This window comes from Variovorax sp. H27-G14 (genome assembly GCF_046156345.1).
Taxonomy (GTDB): domain Bacteria; phylum Pseudomonadota; class Gammaproteobacteria; order Burkholderiales; family Burkholderiaceae_C; genus Variovorax.
The window spans coordinates 16,388-35,857 of sequence record NZ_JAYLVN010000010.1 but is presented as its reverse complement, the minus strand read 5'-3'; the positions used below and the strand labels follow the sequence as shown (position 1 = coordinate 35,857).

Genomic DNA, 19,470 nt, shown 5'->3' with positions numbered 1-19,470 from the left:
TGTTCTGGAATGGGACCTGAAAAGGCGTCCACGTTTCTAACTGTTCATTGCGAACTCTACGAAAGAAAAACTTCAGAACCGGAGGAAGGAGAAAGAAAACCCCGGCCCCGGCAAGCGCCGGGGCGGGAGGCCGCGCACGCGGATTCGCGCGACGCGAATTACTTGGCCGTGGGCATCACGAACTCGGCGCCCTTGCCGATGCTCTCGGGCCAGCGCTGCATGACCGACTTCTGCTTGGTGTAGAAGCGCACGCCCTCTTCGCCGTAGGCGTGCATGTCGCCGAACAGCGAGCGCTTCCAGCCGCCGAAACCGTGCCAGGCCATGGGCACCGGAATCGGCACGTTGATGCCGACCATGCCCACCTGGATGCGGCGGCTGAACTCACGCGCCACGTTGCCGTCGCGGGTGAAGCAGCTCACGCCGTTGCCGAACTCATGCGCGTTGACAAGGTCCACCGCGTCCTTGAAGTTGGCCACGCGCACGCAGCTCAGCACCGGGCCGAAGATTTCTTCCTTGTAGATGCGCATCTCCGGCGTGACGTGGTCGAACAGCGTGCCGCCCATCCAGAAACCGTCGCCGCAGCCTTCACCGGCCTTGTTGCCGTCGAACTTGCGTCCGTCGACCAGCATCGTGGCGCCTTCCTTCTCGCCCAGGTCGATGTAGCCGGTGATGCGCTCGTGCGCGGCACGCGTGACGATGGGGCCCATTTCGGCGGCCAGGTTGGTGCCGTTGAGCACTTGCAGCGTCTTGGTGCGCTCCACGAGCTTGGGAATGATCTTGTCGGCCACGTCGCCCACCAGCACGGCCACCGAGATGGCCATGCAGCGTTCGCCGGCCGAGCCGTAGCCCGCGCCGATGAGGGCGTCCACCGTCTGGTCGATGTCGGCGTCGGGCAGCACCACCATGTGGTTCTTCGCGCCGCCCAGGGCCTGCACGCGCTTGCCGTGGTGGGCGCCGGTTTCGTAGATGTAGTTGGCAATGGGCGTGGAGCCCACGAAGCTGATGGCCTTGACGTCAGGGTGCTCGAGCAGCGCGTCGACCGCAACCTTGTCGCCCTGCACCACGTTGAACACGCCGTCGGGCAGGCCGGCTTCCTTCAGCAGCTCGGCCATGCGCAGCGAGGCGCTCGGGTCGGTCGGGCTGGGCTTGAGCACGAAGGTGTTGCCCGCGGCAATGGCCACCGGGAACATCCACATCGGCACCATCACGGGGAAGTTGAACGGCGTGATGCCGGCCACCACGCCCAGGGGCTGGCGCAGCGTCCAGTTGTCGATGCCGGTGCTCACCTGGTCGGTGAAGTCGCCCTTGAGGAGCTGCGGAATGCCGCAGGCGAACTCGACGATGTCGATGCCGCGGCTGACTTCGCCCTGCGCGTCGGTGAAGACCTTGCCGTGCTCGGCGGTGATGAGGTGGGCCAGCTCGTCCTTGTGCTCGTTGAGCAACTGCAGAAACTTGAACATGACACGTGCGCGGCGAATGGGCGGGGTGTCGGCCCAGGCCGGAAAGGCGGCCTGAGCGGCGGCCACGGCGACCGACACCTGAGCTGCGTCGGCCAGGCCGACCTTGCCGGTGACCGCGCCGGTGGCGGGGTTGGTCACGTCCTGCGTGCGGCCGGAGGTGTTGGCGGCGGGCTTGCCGGCGATGAAATGGTCGAGAGAGGTGGTCATGAAGAAGGCTTTCGCTGACGGAAGAATGCGGTCAGTTTAGGCAGCGGCACGGCCCGCGCCTAGTCGCGTGGCTTGAACTTATTGTTCATCCTGCTGAACAATGCAACCATGAAACCCCAAAATATTGAGGCGCTGTGGACGCACCTGCACTGGCTCACGGTGCTGGCGCAGCAGGGCAGCTTCACGGCCGCGGCGTTGCGCCTGGGCGTGAGCAAGGCGGCCATGAGCCAGCGCATCGCGGAGCTGGAGCGTGCCGCCGGCGCGCCATTGGTGCAGCGCACCACGCGCAGCGTGCGCCTCACCGAGGCGGGCCAGCGGCTGGTGGAGGACATGCGCGGGCCGTTCGAGCAGATTGCCCACAGCTTTGCCGGCGTGCGCGACCTAGCGGGGGTGCCGCGCGGGCTGGTGCGTGTCACGGCGCCGGTGGCGTTTGCGCGGCAGCAACTGGTACCGCGGCTGGCGGAGTTTTTGCGGGCGCAGCCGGAGGTGCGAATCGAGCTGGACCTGTCGGACCGGCTGAGTTCGTTGGCGATGGAGGGTTTCGACCTGGCCATTCGCCACACGGCCGCGCCGCCCGACACGCATGTGGCCTGGACGCTGTGCGAAACCCGTTCGCTGCTGGTGGCCAGCCGTGCTTACTTGCGCCGGCGCGGCACGCCGCGCGAGCCGTTGGCGTTGGCCGGTCATGACTGTCTGCATTACCCGCGGGCGCAGGACACGCCGACCTGGCATTTCGAGGCCAAGGGAAAGTCTGCGGCGCCGCGCATCACGGTGCCGGTGTCGGGGCCGCTGGTTGCGAACAACAGCGAGGCGTTGCGCGACGCGGCGCTCAGCGGGCTGGGCATTGCATTGGTGCCGGATTTCAGCGCGCAGTGGGCGTTGCAGTCGGGCAAGTTGCAGGAGGTGTTGCCGCAGTGGCGATCGGTGGGAGCGTTCGGCGAGCGGCTGTACGCGATTCGGCCGTATGCGACGCATGTGCCGCAGGCTGTGACTGCTTTTGTGGGGTGGCTGCGGTCTACCTTGGGGGACGGGTTTGGGGTTTGACTGGTCGTCTTCTACAGGCTTTTTCAGGGCACTGTTTGTTGTTCAAGCGCCGTTGTTCAGGGCGTGTGCAAAGGCCGCCGGGTACTCCCCTCCGCGAATGTCCCCCGGGGCTGCGCCCCTCCTCCTTTATTTCGCTGCGGGGAGCACCCGACGCCCTGTGCACCTGGGCACGCTCTTTGCAATCCGCTGATCAACCACGGCTCTGAAGTCGCTCACGCCGATGGGGTGCCTTGCGCAGCGAAATAAAGGAGGAGGCCGCAGGCCGGGGTACATTCGCGGAGCAAGGTACCCCGTCGGCGTGAGCGTCGCCCTGAACCACGCGCACTGAACAAAGCCCCGAACAACGCACGCCAACCAGCACCCGAACAAGCACCACCTGAAGACAAGCTGAAGGATCGGCGTTGTGCCCTACGCACACGAAGGGTCTGAAACACCTTCCAGCCGGATGCACCCGGTTACGATGCGCCCTTCACCCGCTTTTTTGTAAACTTTCCCGTTCTTTTGCACTATGTCCCCTGCCACATCGCCTGCCGACGCTTCAGCCGCCGACAGCGCGTGGCCCCGCGTTGGGCAGCGTGAACAAGAAGGACGGCAATGGACCGTCGCCAGCGGGTGTTGGACCGCCCTGGGCATGTCGTCCAAACCGGCCTGGCAGAAGCTGTCGAAAAGCCTCGAAGCCGCACCCGCCGCCGACGACCGTGCCTGGGACCTGCGCCCCATTGCGCAGCTCGACCACATCGGCGCGCAACTGCTCTGGGAACACTGGCGCCACCAATGGCCCGCCACCCTGGAGATGGCGCCCCAGCACAAGGCCGTGCTCGACCAGGTTGCGCAATACACAGTCGCCACGCCGGAAGAACCACCGCCCACGCTGCGCGACCGCATCCGCACCTTCGCGCACAACGGACCGCGCGCCATGTACGTCATGCGCGACTTCACGGGGCTCATCGGGCAGCTTGCGCTGGACGTGGGCCGGCTCATTCGGGCACCGCACCGCGGACCATGGCGCGACTTCTCGGGCCACCTGTACCAGTTCGGCGCCACCGCGCTGCACATCACGGCACTGGTCGGCCTGCTGATCGGCGTGGTGCTGGCCTACCTGATCTCGCAGCAACTGCGCCAGTACGGGGCGGAGACCTTCGTGGTGAACATCCTGGGGCTGTCGCTGGTGCGCGAGCTGGGGCCGGTGCTGGCGGCGGTGCTGATTGCCGGACGATCGGGCTCGGCCATCACGGCGCAGATCGGCGTGATGCGGGTCACGGAAGAACTCGACGCCATGCGCGTGATGGGCATTCCGCACGGATTCAGGCTGGTGATGCCGCGCGTGCTGGCACTGGCCATCGCCATGCCGCTCATCAGCCTGTGGACCTCGATGGCGGCGCTGGCCGGCGGCATGCTGGCGGCCGACGCGGCGCTGGACATTTCGCCGGCGTACTTTCTGTCGGCGCTGCCGCGCGCGGTGCCCATCTCCAACCTGTGGCTGGCCATGGCCAAGTCGGCGGTGTTCGGCGTGCTCATTGCGCTGATCGGCTGCTACTTCGGCATGAAAGTAAAACCCAACACCGAAAGCCTGGGGCGCGGCACCACGCAGTCGGTGGTGACGTCGATCACCGCGGTGATCCTGGTGGACGCGTTGTTTGCGGTGCTCTTCAAGGGCATCGGCTTCAGGGCCTGAAATCATGAGCATGCCCGTGCGCCCCGACACCGACACCACCGTGGTGGACATCCGCAACCTCTGGACGGTGTTCGAGAGCGCCGACGGCGAGCAGGTGGTGCACCGCGACCTGCAGTTGCACATCGACCGCGGCGAGGTGCTGTCGCTGGTCGGCGGCTCGGGCACGGGCAAGACGGTGCTGCTGCGGCAAATTCTCGGGCTGGAAAAGCCCACGCGCGGCACGGTCGAGGTGCTGGGCAAAGAGCCCGGCGAGCTCAGTGCCTCGGGCGCGGCCAACGTGGGCATGCTGTTTCAGCACGGCGCGCTGTTCTCGGCCTTCAGCGTGCTGGAGAACATCGCTTTTCCGCTGCGCGAACTCAAGCTGCTGCCCGACGAGCTCATTCGCCATGCGGCGCTGGTGAAGCTGCAGATGGTGGGCCTGGGGCCGCAGCATGCGAACAAGAGCCCGTCGGACCTGTCGGGCGGCATGATCAAGCGCGTGGCGCTGGCGCGCGCGCTCATCATGGACCCGCCGCTGCTGCTGCTGGACGAGCCCACGGCCGGGCTGGACCCCGAGGCGTCCGACAGCTTCTGCGACCTGCTGCGCGGCCTGCACCGCGAGCTGGGCCTCACGGTGGTGATGGTCACGCACGACCTGGACACGCTGTTCGACCTGAGCACCCGCATCGCGGTGCTGGCCGACCAGAAGGTGATCGTCACCGGCGTGGCGCGCGACGTCATCGCGTACCCGCATCCCTTCATTCACGAATACTTTCTCGGCGGGCGCGGCCAGCGCGCCCTGGCAGCGCTGCATGACAAGCCCGCCGACACACCGCAGTCGAAGGCCGCCGCTCAGGCGGGCCGCTGAAAGGCAGGTAACTCCATGGAAAACAAGGCTCACGCCCTCGCCGCCGGCGCATTCGTGCTCGGCCTGGTTGCCGCGCTCGTCGCACTGGTGATCTGGTTCACGCGCGACAACACCGTGCGCAACGTCTACGAGCTGTCCACGCGCGAGGCCGTCAGCGGCCTGCAGCCGCAAGCCATGGTGCGCTACCGCGGCATTGCGGTGGGCAAGGTGACCTCGGTCGACTTCGACCCCAAGGTCGCGGGCAATGTGCGCGTGCGCATCACGGTGGACGAGCGCGTGCCGCTCACCACCTCCAGCTTTGCCACGCTGAGCTACCAGGGCGTGACCGGCCTGGCCTTCATTGCGCTGGACGACAAGGGCGAATCGAAGGTGGCGCTCAAGCCCGACAACGACGACCCGCCGCGCATTCCGCTCAAGCCCTCGATGCTGGCGCAGCTGCAGGACCGCGGCGAGGTCATCATCAACCAGGTGGAAGAGGTGACCAAGCGCGCCAACCAGCTGCTGAGCGACCCCAACCAGAAGCGCGCGGCCGACGCGCTGGAGAACATCGCGGCCGCCTCGGCCAGCGCCAACACGCTGCTCAAGACGCTGGACAACACCGTGAAGACCGGCCTGAACCCGGTGCTGACCAAGCTGCCGGACACCATGGCCTCGGTGAAGAAGGCGGCCGGCGACGTCTCGCGCGTGGCCAACAACTTCAACACCACCGTGGGCCGGCTGAACGCGCCCGACGGCCCGGTGGAGCGCCTGAGCGACGGCACAAAGGCGCTGGCGCAGGCGGTCGACTCGTTCAACGCGGCCACGCTGCCGCGCGTGAACCGCGTGGCCGACGACACCTCGCACGCCGTGCGCCGGCTGGGCCGGGCGGCGGACAGCATCAACGACAACCCGCAATCGCTGCTGTTCGGCAACGGCGGCGCGGCGGCGGGCCCGGGCGAGCCGGGTTTCAGCGCGCCAGCCGCGGCGCGCCCCTGAGCCGCGCCCCGGGACCCCAGGAGCCACCGACCATGAACATCTTTAGATCCTCGACGGCGCCGCTGCCACGTTGCCTGGCACCGTTGACACTCGGCCTGACGCTGCTGGCCGCCGGCTGTGGCGCGCTGCCCGACAAGCCCCAGCGCGCCACGCTGTACGACTTCGGCCCCGGGCTCACCGTGCCTGCGGCGGCACCCGCCACGGCCATGCCCGCGGCGAAGCGGCCCACGCTCGCACTGGCCGAGTTCGAGACCAACGCCCGCCTCGACGGCACGCAGATCCTGTACCGCCTGGGCTATGCCGACGTGAACGAGCTGCGCCCCTACGGCCAGTCGCGCTGGAGCATGCCGCCCGCGCAATTGCTGCGACAGCGGCTGCGCGACACGCTCTCCGAGCGCCGCATGGTGCTGGGCCCGGAAGAAAGCGCCACCATCGCGCGCGGCAAGGGCGAGGTGCCCGACACGCTGCGCATTTCGCTCGACGAGTTCAGCCACTACTTCGATTCGCCCGGCGCCAGCACGGGCCTGGTGCGCCTGCGCGCCACGCTGATTCGCGGCACCGCGGGCGGCGACCGCGTGCTGGGCCAGCGCCTGTTCACCGTGCGCAGCCCCGCGCCCAGCGCCGACGCGCCCGGTGGCGTCAAGGCGCTGATCGGCGCCAGCGACGCCGCGGTGGGCGAGGTGGTGCAGTGGGTGGACCAGTTGCAGCAGCAGCAACCCAAGCCTTGACTCTTTCCACCACACACCTTCCCGAAGCAGCCGCACCATGAACGCAACACGCATCGTCGGCATCCTGCTGATCGTGGCGGGCATCGCCGCCCTGGCCCTGGGCAGCTTCAGCTTCACCAAGGAAACCCACCAGGCCAAGCTCGGGCCGCTGGAGTTTTCGGTGAAGGAGAAGGAAACGGTCAACCTGCCGGTGTGGGCCGGCGTGGCCGTGATTGCGGTGGGCGGGGCGCTGGTGTTGTTCGGCGGCCGCAAGGGCTGACGACCACAGAAGACGGCTGACGCGCGTCAGCCCAGCCCGGCCAGCAGCTTCGGCAGCAGCTCTTCCGAAGCCCCGCGCAGCACCACCGAAGCCGCCTCGTCCAGATGCGGCAGCGGCTCCATGTTCAGCGTGACCAGCCGCGCACCATGCGACAGCGCGGTCTGCGGCAGCTCGGCCGCCGGGTAGACGATGGTGGTGCTGCCGACCACCATGAAAACATCGCACTCCTGCGCCGCCACCTGCGCGTCGAGCAGCACGCCGGCGTTGAGCATCTCGCCGAACATCACCACGTCGGGCCGCGCATGCGCGCCGCAGCGCAGGCAGCGGTGAAAGGGCCACGGGCCGCTGCGGTTGCCGCAGTGGTCGCAGCGCCAGCGGCGCAGCGAGCCGTGCAGCTCCAGCACGTCCTGCCCGCCGGCCAGCGTGAGCAGGCCGTCGACGTTCTGCGTGACCAGCCGCGTGGCCGGGCGCAGCCGCTGCAGTTGCGCCAGCGCGGCATGGCCCGCGTTGGGCTGCGCCGACTCGATCAGCGACAGGCGCTGCGCCCAGAATTTCGTGAAGCCCGAGGGGTCGCGCGCCAGGTCTTGCGCATGGGAGAACTGCAGCGCGTTCTGGCTCTGCCAGAGGCCGTCGGCGTCGCGGTAGGTCGGAATGCCCGAGGCACGCGACAGGCCCGCGCCCGAGAAAACGACGATGCGCCGGGCGTTGCCCAGCAACTCGGCGGCGGCCTGGACGGAAGAAGAAAGATCGAGATCGGTGGAGGCTGGCGTCATCGCTCTGGCTTCGAGGAAATGAGGGCGGGCGGCGTAGCGCCCGCAATGGTTGTTGTGGACGTTTTGGGGGCGCCCAGGCGCTGCGACACGGTGTCCGCGCAGGCCTTCAGCGCGCGGGCAATCTCGCCGTCCCATGCGGTCGGGAAGATGGCGGCCGGGCCGATGGCGGTCACGGCCAGCACGATGGCCCCGGTGTGGTCGAACACCGGCGCGGCCATGGCGCTGACCCCCTCGATGACCTCGCCGTCGGAGCGGCTGATGCCGTGCGCGCGCACCTCGCGCAGCTGCGCCTCGAAGTCGCTCCACGAGGGCAGTGGCTGCACCGGCGGCATGCCGGCGGGGGGCGGCTCGACCGTCTTGTCTGCCTTGCGAGGTTTCTGGCGCTGGCGCTCCTCTTCGAGCAGCGCGCGCACCGCGGCGGGGTCGAGGTAGGTCGCAAACACCCGGCCCGAGGCCGTGGCGGTCAGCGAGAACACGGTGCCGTGGCGCATGTTCACATGCACCGGAGAAGGCGACTCGGCCGTGCGAACGATGGTCGCGCCGCGCGCGCCCCACACGGCCAGCGCCACGGTGTGGCCGATCTGCTGCGCCAATTGCGCAATCAGCGGGGTGGCAATGTGCACCGGGTCGGCCTGCTGCAGGCTGATGAGCCCCAGTTGCAAGGCGAGCGGCCCCAGCAGATAGTGGCCGCTGGCGCGGTCCTGCTCGATGAGCCCCAGGCGCCCGAAGCTGACCATGTACGGATGCGCCTTGGCGGGCGTCATGTCGGCATCGCGCGCCAGGTCTTTCAGCGCCATTGGCCGGCCGTGGTGCACCAACGCGCGCAGCAGCTGGCCACCGACTTCGATGCTCTGGATGCCGCGCTGGGCGCGGTCGGTGTCATTGGCTGCCATGGCCCGCCCGTCGTTCGTTCATGAAGAAGGGATTAGACATTAACTGATCAGCGGCTTACACTGCCAAAATTCGTTCAGAGCAAATTCGTTCGCGTTAGACGAATTAATTTCGAACCGATTTCAGCCCCACCCCACGACATCCAACGGAGACAACATGAGCCAAGCCAAGAAATTCGCCAGCCAGGCCGACATGGAAGAGAAGAAGATCACCTTCAGCCAGATCTCGGAACACGCCTGGGCCTACACCGCCGAAGGCGACCCCAACACCGGCATCATCATTGGCGACGACTGCGTGCTGGTGGCCGACACCCAGGCCACGCCCGCCATGGCCGCCGACGTGGTGCGCCGCATCCGCGAAGTAACGGACAAGCCCATCCAGTACGTGGTGCTCACCCACTACCACGCGGTGCGCGTGCTGGGCGCGGCGGGTTACTTTGCGCCGGGCGCCGGCCACATCCTGGCCAGCCAGGACACGCGCGACCTGATCGTGGAGCGCGGCGAGGAAGACAAGGCCAGCGAAATCGGCCGCTTCCCGCGCCTGTTCCAGAACGTGGAGAGCGTGCCCCCGGGCCTGACCTGGCCCACCATGACCTTCACCGGCAAGATGACGCTGTGGCTCGGCAAGCTCGAAGTTCAGCTCATTCAGCTGGGCCGTGGCCACACCAAGGGCGACACGGTGGTGTGGCTGCCGCAGGAACGCACACTGCTGTCGGGCGACCTGGTCGAGTTTGGCGCCACGCCGTATGCGGGCGACGCCTACTTCAAGGACTGGCCGCAGACGCTGGACAACATCGCCGCGCTCAAGCCCGCCGCGCTGGTGCCGGGCCGCGGTGCCGCGCTGACCACGCCCGAGGCCGTGGCCGAGGGCCTGACGGGCACGCGCAACTTCATCTCCGACGTGTACGCCAGCGTGCAGGAGGGCGTGAAGGCCGGGCGCGACCTGAACACGGTCTACAAGGACACGTACGAAAAGCTCAAGCCCAAGTACAGCCAGTGGGTGATCTTCGACCACTGCATGCCGTTCGACGTGAGCCGCGCGTACGACGAAGCCTCGGGCCATGCGGACCCGCGCGTGTGGACCGCGCAGCGCGACATCGACATGTGGAAGGCCCTGGAAGGCTGACCCCGCATTGCTCCCTCCCCCGCTGGGGGAGGGCTGGGGTGGGGGCTGACGGCCTCGAACGCCGCGCGGTATTGAAGGCCGCGTGCCCCCATCCCCGCCTTCCCCCGGAAGGGGAAGGAGCAAGACAGAAGACCAAAGACAAAAGACACGGAGACAACACGTGATCGACTATCAAAGTCTGCGCTTCGACTACCGCCGCCACCCCGACCAGGACGCGGCCACGCCCGCGCGCCATCCGGTCGTGATCGTCGGCGCCGGCCCCGTGGGCCTCACGCTGGCCATCGACCTCGCGCTGCGCCAGGTGCCCGTGGTGCTGCTGGACAACGACAACACGCTCTCCAGCGGCTCGCGCGCCATCTGCTTCGCCAAGCGCACGCTGGAGGTGTTCGACCGCCTGGGCTGCGGCGACCGCATGGTCGAGAAGGGCGTGTCGTGGAACGTGGGCAAGGTGTTCTTCCACGACGAGCAGGTGTATCGCTTCGACCTGCTGCCAGAGCCCGGCCATGAGCGCCCGGCCTTCATCAACCTGCAGCAGTACTACGTCGAGGGCTACCTCGTCGAGCGCGCCGCCGCGCTGCCGCTCATCGACATTCGATGGAACAACAAGGTCACGGGCATCGAACAGCGCGACGTCGGTGCGGTGCTCACCGTGGAAACGCCCGACGGCCACTACGCACTGCACGCCGACCACGTGGCCGCCTGCGACGGCTCGCGCTCCAACCTGCGCCAACTGCTGGGACAGGAAGCAAAGGGCCGGGTGTTTCGCGATCGCTTCCTGATTGCCGACATCACGATGGACGCGCACCTGCCGACCGAGCGCCGCTTCTGGTTCGACCCCTCGTTCCACCCCGGCCAGAGCGTGCTGCTGCACAAGCAGGCCGACGGCATGTGGCGCATCGACTTTCAGCTTGGCTGGGACGCCGACCCGGTGGAAGAGCGCAAGCCCGAGAACATCACGCCGCGCGTGCGCGCGCTGCTCGACAGCATCGGTTTTGCGGGCGTGCAGTTTCAGATTGGCTGGGCCAGCGTCTACACCTTTGCCTGCCAGCGCATGGCGCAGTTCCGCCATGGGCGCGTGCTGTTCGCGGGCGACTCGGCGCACGGCGTGTCGCCCTTTGGCGCGCGCGGCGCCAACTCCGGCGTGCAGGACGCGGACAACCTCGCCTGGAAGCTCGCGGCCGTGGTGCAGGGCCACGCGCCCGACGCGCTGCTCGACAGCTACGCCACCGAGCGCGAATTCGCGGCCGACGAGAACATCCGCAACTCCACGCGTGCCACCGACTTCATCACGCCCAAGAGCGACGTGAGCCGGCTGTTCCGCGACGCGGTGCTGGCGCTCACCAGGCGCCATGCCTTCGCGCGCACGCTGGTCAACAGCGGGCGGCTGTCGGTGGCCACGGTGCTGCACGGCTCGCCGCTGAACACGGCCGATGCCGATACCTTCTCAGGCGCGATGGTGCCGGGCGCGGCGGCGGCCGATGCGCCGGTGCAGCGCGCGGACGGCAGCACCGGCTGGCTGCTGCGTGAATGCCATGCGGCGCCCTCCACTGCACTGTTCACGGCCCTGGTGTTCGGCCAGGGCGAGGCCGCCGAGCGCAGCCTGCAGGCGCTGACGACCAGTGACCTGCCGCTGCACGTCGTGCGTGTCGAAGGCGGCGGCGCCGACGGCGCACTCGCCGCCCGGCGCTACGACGCACAACCCGGTACCGTGTACCTGCTGCGGCCCGACCAGCACGTGTGCGCGCGCTGGCGGCAGCCCACGGCGGCAAGCATCCACGCGGGCGTCGACCGCGCACTGGCCAAGGTCTGAACGCCATGCAACATCACCTGAACACCACGCCGAACCTCGAAGCCCCCGACGATTTCTACGAAGCGCTCATCGAGGCGCACCAGGGGCTGTCGAACGAAGAGAGCCACGCCTTCAACGCGCGCCTTGTGCTGGTGCTGGCCAACCATGTCGGCACATTGGCCGTGCTGCGCGAAGCCTTCGAGGCCGCGCGCGCCGGCTGAGCCTCACCTCCATTCCAACCTCATCGCGATCTTTCGAAAGAGAAAGCACATGACCCAAGCAAGCCCCGCCTCCGACCGGCGCTACCAGAGCGGCTTCGGCAACGAGTACGCCTCCGAGGCCGTGCCCGGCGCCCTGCCCCAGGGCCGCAACAACCCGCAGCGCGGCCCGTTCGACCTGTACACCGAGCTGATCTCGGGCACCGCCTTCACCGCGCCGCGCCACGAGAACCGCCGCACCTGGCTGTACCGCCGCCAGCCCTCGGTGGTGTCGGGCCGCTACCAGCCGTACGCGCAGGCGCACTGGACCACCGGCGCCGACCGCGAGATCGCGCTGCCGCCCGAGCCGCTGCGCTGGCATCCGCAGCCGCTGGACGGCGCGGTGGAGCTCGACTTTGTCGACGGCATGCACACCATTGCGGCCAACGGCGACGCCGAGTCGCAGGTCGGCATCGGTTCGCTGATGTACACCGCGGGCCGCTCGATGACGCGCCGCGCCTTCGTCAACGCCGACGGCGAAATGCTGCTGGTGCCGCAGCAGGGCCGCCTGTTGATCACCACCGAACTCGGCGTGCTCGACGTGAAGCCCGGCGAGATCGCGGTGCTGCCGCGCGGCATGGCCTTCAAGGTGGCGTTGCCTGATTCGGAGGCCGGTGCGGGCCCTTCGCGCGGCTACGTGTGCGAGAACTACGGCGCGCATTTCCGCCTGCCCGAGCTGGGCCCCATCGGCTCGAACGGCCTGGCCAATGCGCGCGACTTTCAGGCGCCGGTGGCGGCCTTCGAGTCGGAAGAAGGCGACTACGACATCGTGAAGAAATTCGGCGGCCGCTTCTGGCGCGCGCCCATGAAGCACACACCCTTCAACGTGGTGGCATGGCACGGCAACCTGTCGCCGGTGAAATACGACACGGCGCATTTCATGGTGATCGGCTCCATCAGCTTCGACCACCCGGATCCGTCGATCTTCACCGTGCTCACCTCGCCCAGCGACACGCCCGGCACGGCCAACTGCGACTTCGTGATTTTTCCGCCGCGCTGGATGGTCATGGAGAACACCTTCCGTCCGCCCTGGTTCCACCGCAACCTGATGAGCGAGTTCATGGGCCTGGTGCTGGGCGAGTACGACGCCAAGCCCGGCGGCTTCAAGCCCGGTGGCGCCAGCCTGCACAACTGCATGGTGCCGCACGGCCCCGACGAGGAAGCCTTCGACAAGGCCACGCACGCCGACCTGAAGCCGCACAAGCTGGACAACACACTGGCCTTCATGTTCGAGAGCCGCTACCGCTTCATTCCCACCAAATTTGCACTGCAGAGCCCCGCGCTCGACACCGACTACGCCGACTGCTGGGCCGGCCTGAAAGACCAATTCAAAGCATGAACAAGAACGCATTCACCCTCACCCGCCGTGCAGCGGCCGTCGCATTGCTGGCCGCGCCTTTCCTTGCGCATGCGGCGGACTTTCCGACCAAGCCCATTCGCTTCGTCGTGCCCTACTCGCCCGGCGGCACCACCGACCTGGTGGCGCGCACCGTGGGCCAGAAGGTGTCGGAAAAGCTCGGCCAGCCGGTGCTGATCGACAACCGCGGCGGCGCGGGCGGCAACATCGGCATGGACGCCGTGGCCAAGGCCGCGCCGGACGGCTACACCATCGGCTTTGGCGCCATCTCGACCAATGCGCTGAACCCGCACATCTACAAGTCGATGGCCTTCGACCCGCGCAAGGACTTCACCGCCATCAGCCTGCTGGGCACCTCGACCATCGTGCTCGAAGTGCCTGCGGCGTCGCCCATCAAGACGGTGCCCGAGCTGATTGCCGCCGCCAGGAAGAACCCCGGCATGCCCTACGCCACCGCGGGCGCCGGCACCTCGATGAACCTGGCCGGCGTGATGTTCGCGCAGATGACCGGCACCGACCTTGTGCACGTTGCCTACAAGGGCAGCGGCCCGGCCATCACCGACATGCTGGGCAACAACATCGGCCTGATGTTCGACAACCTGCCGGCGTCGCTGCCACACATCCAGTCCGGCAAGCTGCGCGCCCTGGCCGTGGCGGGCCCAGCGCGCTCGCCCTCGCTGCCCGACGTGCCGACCATGGCCGAGGCTGGCCTCAAGGGCTATGCGCTGGACCCGTGGTTCGGCGTGTACGGCCCGGCCAAGCTGCCGGCACCGATCGTGAAGGCGCTGAACGAAGCCTTCGTCGAAGCGCTGGCCATGCCCGACGTGAAAGCCAAGCTGCAGCAGGCCGGCTTCTCCCCGCGCGGCTCCACCGCACAGGAGCTCGCCACGCTCACAGACACCGAATACAAGCGCCTGGGCGATGTGGCCAAGAAGGCCGGCATGACCGCAGACTGACCCGACACACAGAAAGAAATTGATGACCGCACTCAACGCCACCCATGACCCCCAGCTGCGCAGCTGGGTTGCCTCGGCCAACACAGCAGGCACCGACTTTCCGGTGCAGAACCTGCCCTTCGGGCGCTTTCGCACCGCGGGCAGCGCGGAGGCCTTTCGCATCGGCGTGGCCATCGGCGACCAGGTGCTCGACCTGCGCGCCACCGGCCTCGTCGACACCGACGACATGAACGTGCTGATGGCCGCCAGCGTGCAGGAGCGCCAGGCCCTGCGCGCCGCCATTTCCGCCGGCCTGGCCGAAGGCAGCGGCAAGCAGGCCGCGTGGTCGAAGGCGCTGCTGGCGCAAGCCCAGGCCGAGATGACCGTGCCCTGCCGCATCGGCGACTACACCGACTTCTACACCGGCATCCACCACGCCACCACCATCGGCAAGCTGTTCCGCCCCGACCAGCCACTGATGCCCAACTACAAGTGGGTGCCCATCGGTTACCACGGGCGTGCGTCGTCCATCGGCGTGAGTGGGCAAAGCTTCAAGCGCCCGCAGGGCCAGACCAAGGCGCCAGACGCCACCGTGCCGAGCTTCGGCCCGTCGAAGCGGCTCGACTACGAGCTGGAGCTGGGCTTTCTGGTGGGCCGCGGCAATGCGCTGGGCGAGCCGATTGCCATCGGGCAGGCCGAAGACCACCTGTTCGGCGTGACGCTGCTCAACGACTGGTCGGCGCGCGACCTGCAGGCCTGGGAATACCAGCCGCTGGGCCCGTTCCTGGCGAAGAATTTCGCGAGCACGCTGTCGCCGTGGATCGTGACGACGGAGGCGCTGGCGCCGTTCCGCGCGAAGTTCGAACGGCCCGCGGAAGACCCGCAACCGCTGCCCTACCTCGACTCGGCCGCCAACCGCGAGGCCGGCGCGCTCGACATCACGCTCGAAGTGCTGCTGCAGACCGCGAAGATGCGCGCGGCCGGTGAAGCGCCCGTGCGCCTGACGCGCGGCAACACCACCGAAGCCGCCTACTGGACCGCTGCGCAGCTCATCACGCACCACACGGTGAACGGCTGCAACCTGCAGCCGGGCGACCTGCTGGGCTCGGGCACGCTGTCGGGGCCCAAGCCCGATGAAGCGGGCTCGCTGATGGAACTGACGCTGGGCGGCAAGCAACCGATCACGCTGCCGAACGGCGAGAAGCGCACGTTCCTGGAAGACGGGGACACGCTGGTGATGCGCGGCTACTGCGAGCGCGCGGGCGTGGTGCGCATCGGACTGGGGGAGGTCAGCGGGACGGTGGTCTGAGGGGCCTGCCCGCGCTCCCCGCGTTGTCCCCTCTCCCTCTGGGAGAGGGTTAGGGTGAGGGCATCGGCATAGCAACATCACGCAGCCTCGATGGCTGCACACCCTCACCCCAACCCTCTCCCGCAAGCGGGAGAGGGAGAAAGACAAAAGCCTCGCCGTTGGCGCCATGTGTTGCCCCCCGCGTTGTCCCCTCTCCCTCTGGGAGAGGGCTAGGGTGAGGGCATAGGCCTCACAACATCGCGCAGCCTCTATCGCCGCTTGCCCCCACCCCAACCCACCCCCGGAAGGGGAGGGAGCCATGCGGACTCAGGGCGCGGTTGCCGGCGTCGCCACCGGCGCCGGCCACGCCACTTCGCTCGCCACGCGCGGCTTGCCGATCGGCGCGGTGGCCTTGCCGATCTTCATCGCCGCCAGGTCGGCCTCGCTCGGGTACTGGTTCGCGAGCCAGTAGTCGAACACGCGGCGCGCAATGGGCGCCGCGGCACCGGCACCCCAGCCGGCGTTTTCCACGATCACCGCGATGGCGATCTTCGGGTCGTTCACCGGCGCGAAGCCCATGAACAGCGCGTGGTCCCGCTGGTGCTCTTCGAGCGCGCGGGCGTTGTACTTGGTGTTCTGCGCCTGCGTCACGGCCTGCGCCGTGCCGGTCTTGCCGGCCGCCTGGTAGAGCGCCCCCGCGAACACGCCGCGCGCCGTGCCGCTGGTGACCACGCTGGTCAGGCCTTCGCGAATCACCGACACAGCCGCCTGCGTGTAGCCGAGGTTTTCAGCCGGCACCGGCGGCATCGGCACCACCTGCCCGCTCACCGTGTTGCGCGTGGCCAGCACCAGGTGCGGCCGGTGCTTGATGCCGCCGTCGGCCACGATGGACGTGGCCTGCGCCAGCTGCAGCATCGTGAAGGCGTTGTAGCCCTGCCCGATGCCCAGTGAAATGGTTTCGCCCGCGTACCACTTCTTCTGCTCGGGCCGCTTGTAGGTGTTGCGCTTCCACTCGGTGCTGGGCAGCACGCCGCGCACCTCGCCGCCCAGGTCGATGCCGGTGATCTGGCCGAAGCCCAGCGGCTTCATGGCGTCGTGGATCAGGTCCACGCCCATCTCGTTGGCCAGCGAATAGAAGTAGATGTTGCTCGACAGCTGAATTGCGCGGCGCATGTCCACGCCGCCCAGGTTGCCTTCGGGGCTGCCGAAGCGGTGGCCGCCGAAGTTGAAATAACCGGGGTCGTTCACCACCACGCTGGGGCCGCGCTTGCCGGTCTGCAGCGCGGCCAGCGCCATGAAGGGCTTGTAGGTGGAGCCGGGCGGGTAGGTGCCACGCAGCGCGCGGTTCAGAAGCGGCTTGTCGAGCGACTCGGTCAGCGCCGCCCAGCTTTCGGTGTCGATGCCCTCGACGAACAGGTTGGGGTCGAAGGTGGGCTTGCTCACGAAGGCCAGCACCTCGCCGGTCTTCGGGTCGATGGCCACCACGGCGCCGCGCCGCTCGCCGAACATGTCTTCGATGAGCTTTTGCAGCTTGATGTCCATCGACAGCATGACGGTGTTGCCCGGGGTGGCCGGGTGGCTGGCCAGGCGGCGCACGGCGCGCCCGCCGGCCGAGGTTTCCATCTGCTCCACGCCGGTCTGGCCGTGCAGCGTTTTCTCGTAGCTCTGCTCGATGCCGAGCTTGCCGATGTAGTCGGTGCCCTTGTAGTTGGCCTGGTCTTCCTCGGCCCAGTCTTCCATGGCGACCTTCTCGCGCTGGTTGATGCGTCCGATGTAGCCGAGCACGTGCGCGGCCAGCTCGCCCTGCGGGTAGTTGCGAAACAGCCGCGCCTTGATTTCCACGCCCGGAAAGCGGTAGCGCTGCGCCGCGAAGCGCGCCACCTCCTGGTCGCTCAGGCGGGTGCGAATGGGAATGGAGTCGAAGCTGCGCGAGTCTTCGCGCAGCCGCTTGAAGCGGCGGCGGTCGCGCGCCGACACCTCCAGCACCTGGGTCAGGCTGTCGATGGTTTCCTCGACGTCCTCCACCTTCGATGGCGTGATCTCCAGCGTGTAGGCCGAGTAGTTGGAGGCCAGCACGATGCCGTTGCGGTCCAGAATGAGGCCCCGGTTGGGCACCACCGGCACCACCGCCGTGCGGTTGCTTTCGGCCTGCTCGGCCAGGTCTTCATGGCGCGTGACCTGCAGGTAGATCAGCCGCGCGCACAGCAGGCTGAAGGCAACCAGCACGGCCATGCCGATGACGATCACGCGGCGCTTGAAGCGCGCGAGGTCGGCGGCGACGTTGCGGATTTCGGTCATGGCGGTGGGAGCTTAGGCGCGTGCAAGTGCTTTTGGCAAATGTGCACGGCAAGACTTAGAGGGGGCGGTTTTCGTCCGGTTCCGGTGTGCGGCGTTGCGGCGCGAGTAACAGCGCCGACACCAGCGGCCACAGCGCAGCCTCGACCCCCGGCGACACCAGCACCGCCCAGCCCGGAAACACGCCGCCGCCGATCATGCGCGTGACCACCTCGATCAGCTGCGACAGCGCGAACAGCGGCAGCACCTGCAGCGCCTGCGACAGCACCGGGTACCACAGCAGGCGCCGGTGGATGGTGATCGCGAAGAAGCCCAGCGTGGTGTACGACAGCGCATGCTGGCCCAGCATCGACGCCTGGTGCACGTCCATGCACAGGCCGAAGACGAAGGCCGCGCCAATGCCCAGGCGCGACGGCTGGTGCACGCCCCAGAACACGATCACCAGCGCCAGCAGGTCGGGCATCCAGACCGCGCGGCCGATGGGCAGCATGTTGACCAGCAGTGCCGCGACGAGGCTGGTCCACATGAAGACCGGGCTCACGGGCAGCAGCAGCTGCTGTTGGCCGGGGCGCTTCATCATCGGCGTTCTCCCGGTTTCTTTTCGTTCTTGCCCGCGCCGGGCTTGCCGTCGGGGCGCTTGCGCTGCATGGCCGCGGGCGCTGCGGGTGGCGGCGCGGCCGGCGTGCCGGTGGGTTCGAGCACCAGCACATAGCGCGCGGCCGTCACGTGGGCCAGCGGCACGCAGTAGATGCGGGCAAAGGCCGAATCGGCGCGCCGCTCGATTCGCTCGATCTTGGCCACCGGCAGGCCGGCGGGGTAGATGCCGTCGACACCGCTGGTGGACAGCAGGTCGCCTTCCTGCAGGTCGGCGTTGGCGGCCATGAAACGCAGTTCCAGTCCACCACCGTGGGCCGATGCATCGCCGAAGGCCACGCTGCGCACGCCGGTGCGGGTGTTCTGCACGGGAATGGAAAGGTCGCGGTCGATCACCAGCGTGACCTCGCTCGTGAAGGGCAGCACCTGCGTGACCTGGCCGAGCACGCCGCGCGCATCGATCACCGGCGAGCCCGCCGCCACGCCCTGGGTCATGCCCTGGTCGATGACGATCTTGCGGGTGTACGGGTCGGCCGCGTCGTAGAGCACCTCGGCCGCGCGGCCCGGGGTGGTGGTGGTCTGGCGCAGCGCGAGCAGCTCGCGCAGGCGGGCGTTGTCCTGAGCCAGGGTGTCGGCCTGCGCAGCGCGTTCGGCTTGCAGCATGAGTGCCTTGCGGGCGTCGTCTTCGTTGCGTTGCGCGGTCTGCAGGTCTTCGAAGTAGCGGCCGCCACCCAGCACGGCCTGCACCGGCTTCAGCGCCACCCATTGCACCGGATAGAGCACCGCGCCAATGGTGGCGCGAATGGGCTGCACGATGTGAAAGCGTGCATCGGCCACCATGAGAAACAAGGCAAGCGCGCCGAAGAAGATCAGCTTGCTGAGTGCCGACTGCCCCTGGTTGAACAGAGGTGGCGCTGTGCGATCGAGCGTGCCCAGAGGCATGAAATCAGACCCGGCGGTGGTGCGGAATC

18 protein-coding genes are annotated in these 19,470 nt (G+C 68.1%); 12 read left to right on the top strand and 6 right to left on the bottom strand.

The window, feature by feature from the left end; all coding sequences use genetic code 11:
• Positions 1-158: 158 nt before the first annotated feature.
• Complete coding sequence (locus VLK31_RS21965; RefSeq protein ID WP_409170566.1) at positions 159-1,667, bottom strand: CoA-acylating methylmalonate-semialdehyde dehydrogenase; 1,509 nt, start codon at positions 1,665-1,667, stop codon at positions 159-161.
• Between the two features lie 108 nt (positions 1,668-1,775).
• Between VLK31_RS21965 and VLK31_RS21960 the strand changes: the two genes are divergently transcribed.
• The 6 genes from VLK31_RS21960 (at position 1,776) to VLK31_RS21935 (ending at position 7,195) form a co-directional block, all read left to right on the top strand.
• Positions 1,776-2,711 (top strand): LysR family transcriptional regulator, encoded by a 936-nt coding sequence (locus VLK31_RS21960; RefSeq protein ID WP_409170565.1) that lies wholly within the window; start codon positions 1,776-1,778, stop codon positions 2,709-2,711.
• A 508-nt stretch (positions 2,712-3,219) separates the two neighbouring features.
• Entirely contained in the window at positions 3,220-4,386 is a 1,167-nt protein-coding gene (locus VLK31_RS21955) for an MlaE family ABC transporter permease (RefSeq protein WP_409170564.1), read from the top strand.
• Between the two features lie 4 nt (positions 4,387-4,390).
• On the top strand, positions 4,391-5,233 hold the full coding sequence (locus VLK31_RS21950; RefSeq protein ID WP_409170563.1) for an ABC transporter ATP-binding protein: 843 nt from the start codon (positions 4,391-4,393) through the stop codon (positions 5,231-5,233).
• 15 nt (positions 5,234-5,248) lie between these two features.
• Positions 5,249-6,208 (top strand): MlaD family protein, encoded by a 960-nt coding sequence (locus VLK31_RS21945; RefSeq protein WP_409170562.1) that lies wholly within the window; start codon positions 5,249-5,251, stop codon positions 6,206-6,208.
• Between the two features lie 32 nt (positions 6,209-6,240).
• Positions 6,241-6,936 (top strand): ABC-type transport auxiliary lipoprotein family protein, encoded by a 696-nt coding sequence (locus VLK31_RS21940; RefSeq protein ID WP_409170561.1) that lies wholly within the window; start codon positions 6,241-6,243, stop codon positions 6,934-6,936.
• Between the two features lie 37 nt (positions 6,937-6,973).
• A complete protein-coding gene (locus tag VLK31_RS21935; RefSeq protein WP_409170560.1) occupies positions 6,974-7,195 on the top strand; it encodes a hypothetical protein in 222 nt (73 codons plus the stop codon).
• A gap of 26 nt (positions 7,196-7,221) precedes the next feature.
• Here VLK31_RS21935 and VLK31_RS21930 read toward each other — a convergent pair whose 3' ends face one another.
• Together VLK31_RS21930 and VLK31_RS21925 are read right to left on the bottom strand one after the other, a co-directional pair.
• Positions 7,222-7,968, bottom strand: a complete 747-nt coding sequence (locus VLK31_RS21930; RefSeq protein WP_409170559.1) for an SIR2 family NAD-dependent protein deacylase — start codon at positions 7,966-7,968, stop codon at positions 7,222-7,224.
• The gene (locus tag VLK31_RS21925; RefSeq protein ID WP_409170558.1) at positions 7,965-8,861 is read right to left on the bottom strand and encodes an IclR family transcriptional regulator; all 897 of its coding nucleotides are present in this window, start codon (positions 8,859-8,861) and stop codon (positions 7,965-7,967) included. The genes VLK31_RS21930 and VLK31_RS21925 overlap by 4 nt, the downstream gene beginning before the upstream one ends.
• Before the next feature lie 154 nt (positions 8,862-9,015).
• Between VLK31_RS21925 and VLK31_RS21920 the strand changes: the two genes are divergently transcribed.
• From VLK31_RS21920 to fahA, 6 genes are all read left to right on the top strand, one after another.
• Positions 9,016-9,984 carry an MBL fold metallo-hydrolase gene (locus tag VLK31_RS21920; RefSeq protein WP_409170557.1) on the top strand — a complete coding sequence of 323 codons (969 nt, stop codon included), beginning with the start codon at positions 9,016-9,018 and terminating at the stop codon, positions 9,982-9,984.
• Between the two features lie 160 nt (positions 9,985-10,144).
• The gene (locus VLK31_RS21915) at positions 10,145-11,794 is read left to right on the top strand and encodes an FAD-dependent oxidoreductase (protein WP_409170556.1); all 1,650 of its coding nucleotides are present in this window, start codon (positions 10,145-10,147) and stop codon (positions 11,792-11,794) included.
• A 5-nt stretch (positions 11,795-11,799) separates the two neighbouring features.
• A complete protein-coding gene (locus VLK31_RS21910; protein ID WP_409170555.1) occupies positions 11,800-11,994 on the top strand; it encodes a DUF2783 domain-containing protein in 195 nt (64 codons plus the stop codon).
• 49 nt (positions 11,995-12,043) lie between these two features.
• Entirely contained in the window at positions 12,044-13,369 is a 1,326-nt protein-coding gene (gene hmgA / locus VLK31_RS21905) for a homogentisate 1,2-dioxygenase (protein WP_409170554.1), read from the top strand.
• Positions 13,366-14,343 carry a Bug family tripartite tricarboxylate transporter substrate binding protein gene (locus VLK31_RS21900; protein ID WP_409170553.1) on the top strand — a complete coding sequence of 326 codons (978 nt, stop codon included), beginning with the start codon at positions 13,366-13,368 and terminating at the stop codon, positions 14,341-14,343. Before hmgA ends, VLK31_RS21900 begins: the two co-directional genes overlap by 4 nt.
• 22 nt (positions 14,344-14,365) lie before the next feature.
• Positions 14,366-15,631 (top strand): fumarylacetoacetase, encoded by a 1,266-nt coding sequence (gene fahA, locus VLK31_RS21895; RefSeq protein ID WP_409170552.1) that lies wholly within the window; start codon positions 14,366-14,368, stop codon positions 15,629-15,631.
• A gap of 306 nt (positions 15,632-15,937) precedes the next feature.
• Here fahA and mrdA read toward each other — a convergent pair whose 3' ends face one another.
• The 3 genes from mrdA to mreC are packed head-to-tail and all read right to left on the bottom strand — an operon-like array spanning position 15,938 to position 19,441.
• On the bottom strand, positions 15,938-17,908 hold the full coding sequence (mrdA, locus tag VLK31_RS21890) for a penicillin-binding protein 2 (RefSeq protein WP_409170551.1): 1,971 nt from the start codon (positions 17,906-17,908) through the stop codon (positions 15,938-15,940).
• 55 nt (positions 17,909-17,963) lie between these two features.
• Positions 17,964-18,485, bottom strand: coding sequence for a rod shape-determining protein MreD (mreD, locus tag VLK31_RS21885; RefSeq protein WP_409170550.1), 522 nt, complete (start codon positions 18,483-18,485; stop codon positions 17,964-17,966).
• Positions 18,482-19,441 carry a rod shape-determining protein MreC gene (mreC, locus tag VLK31_RS21880; RefSeq protein WP_409170549.1) on the bottom strand — a complete coding sequence of 320 codons (960 nt, stop codon included), beginning with the start codon at positions 19,439-19,441 and terminating at the stop codon, positions 18,482-18,484. Before mreC ends, mreD begins: the two co-directional genes overlap by 4 nt.
• Positions 19,442-19,470 lie beyond the last annotated feature (29 nt).

What these genes read in the sequence shown, in the direction of transcription:
- VLK31_RS21965 (WP_409170566.1), bottom strand. Translation starts at nt 1,667, where the DNA reads ATGACCACCTCTCTCGACCATTTCATCGCCGGCAAGCCCGCCGCCAAC.
- VLK31_RS21960 (WP_409170565.1), top strand. Translation starts at nt 1,776, where the DNA reads ATGAAACCCCAAAATATTGAGGCGCTGTGGACGCACCTGCACTGGCTC.
- VLK31_RS21955 (WP_409170564.1), top strand. Translation starts at nt 3,220, where the DNA reads ATGTCCCCTGCCACATCGCCTGCCGACGCTTCAGCCGCCGACAGCGCG.
- VLK31_RS21950 (WP_409170563.1), top strand. Translation starts at nt 4,391, where the DNA reads ATGAGCATGCCCGTGCGCCCCGACACCGACACCACCGTGGTGGACATC.
- VLK31_RS21945 (WP_409170562.1), top strand. Translation starts at nt 5,249, where the DNA reads ATGGAAAACAAGGCTCACGCCCTCGCCGCCGGCGCATTCGTGCTCGGC.
- VLK31_RS21940 (WP_409170561.1), top strand. Translation starts at nt 6,241, where the DNA reads ATGAACATCTTTAGATCCTCGACGGCGCCGCTGCCACGTTGCCTGGCA.
- VLK31_RS21935 (WP_409170560.1), top strand. Translation starts at nt 6,974, where the DNA reads ATGAACGCAACACGCATCGTCGGCATCCTGCTGATCGTGGCGGGCATC.
- VLK31_RS21930 (WP_409170559.1), bottom strand. Translation starts at nt 7,968, where the DNA reads ATGACGCCAGCCTCCACCGATCTCGATCTTTCTTCTTCCGTCCAGGCC.
- VLK31_RS21925 (WP_409170558.1), bottom strand. Translation starts at nt 8,861, where the DNA reads ATGGCAGCCAATGACACCGACCGCGCCCAGCGCGGCATCCAGAGCATC.
- VLK31_RS21920 (WP_409170557.1), top strand. Translation starts at nt 9,016, where the DNA reads ATGAGCCAAGCCAAGAAATTCGCCAGCCAGGCCGACATGGAAGAGAAG.
- VLK31_RS21910 (WP_409170555.1), top strand. Translation starts at nt 11,800, where the DNA reads ATGCAACATCACCTGAACACCACGCCGAACCTCGAAGCCCCCGACGAT.
- hmgA (WP_409170554.1), top strand. Translation starts at nt 12,044, where the DNA reads ATGACCCAAGCAAGCCCCGCCTCCGACCGGCGCTACCAGAGCGGCTTC.
- VLK31_RS21900 (WP_409170553.1), top strand. Translation starts at nt 13,366, where the DNA reads ATGAACAAGAACGCATTCACCCTCACCCGCCGTGCAGCGGCCGTCGCA.
- fahA (WP_409170552.1), top strand. Translation starts at nt 14,366, where the DNA reads ATGACCGCACTCAACGCCACCCATGACCCCCAGCTGCGCAGCTGGGTT.
- mrdA (WP_409170551.1), bottom strand. Translation starts at nt 17,908, where the DNA reads ATGACCGAAATCCGCAACGTCGCCGCCGACCTCGCGCGCTTCAAGCGC.
- mreD (WP_409170550.1), bottom strand. Translation starts at nt 18,485, where the DNA reads ATGATGAAGCGCCCCGGCCAACAGCAGCTGCTGCTGCCCGTGAGCCCG.
- mreC (WP_409170549.1), bottom strand. Translation starts at nt 19,441, where the DNA reads ATGCCTCTGGGCACGCTCGATCGCACAGCGCCACCTCTGTTCAACCAG.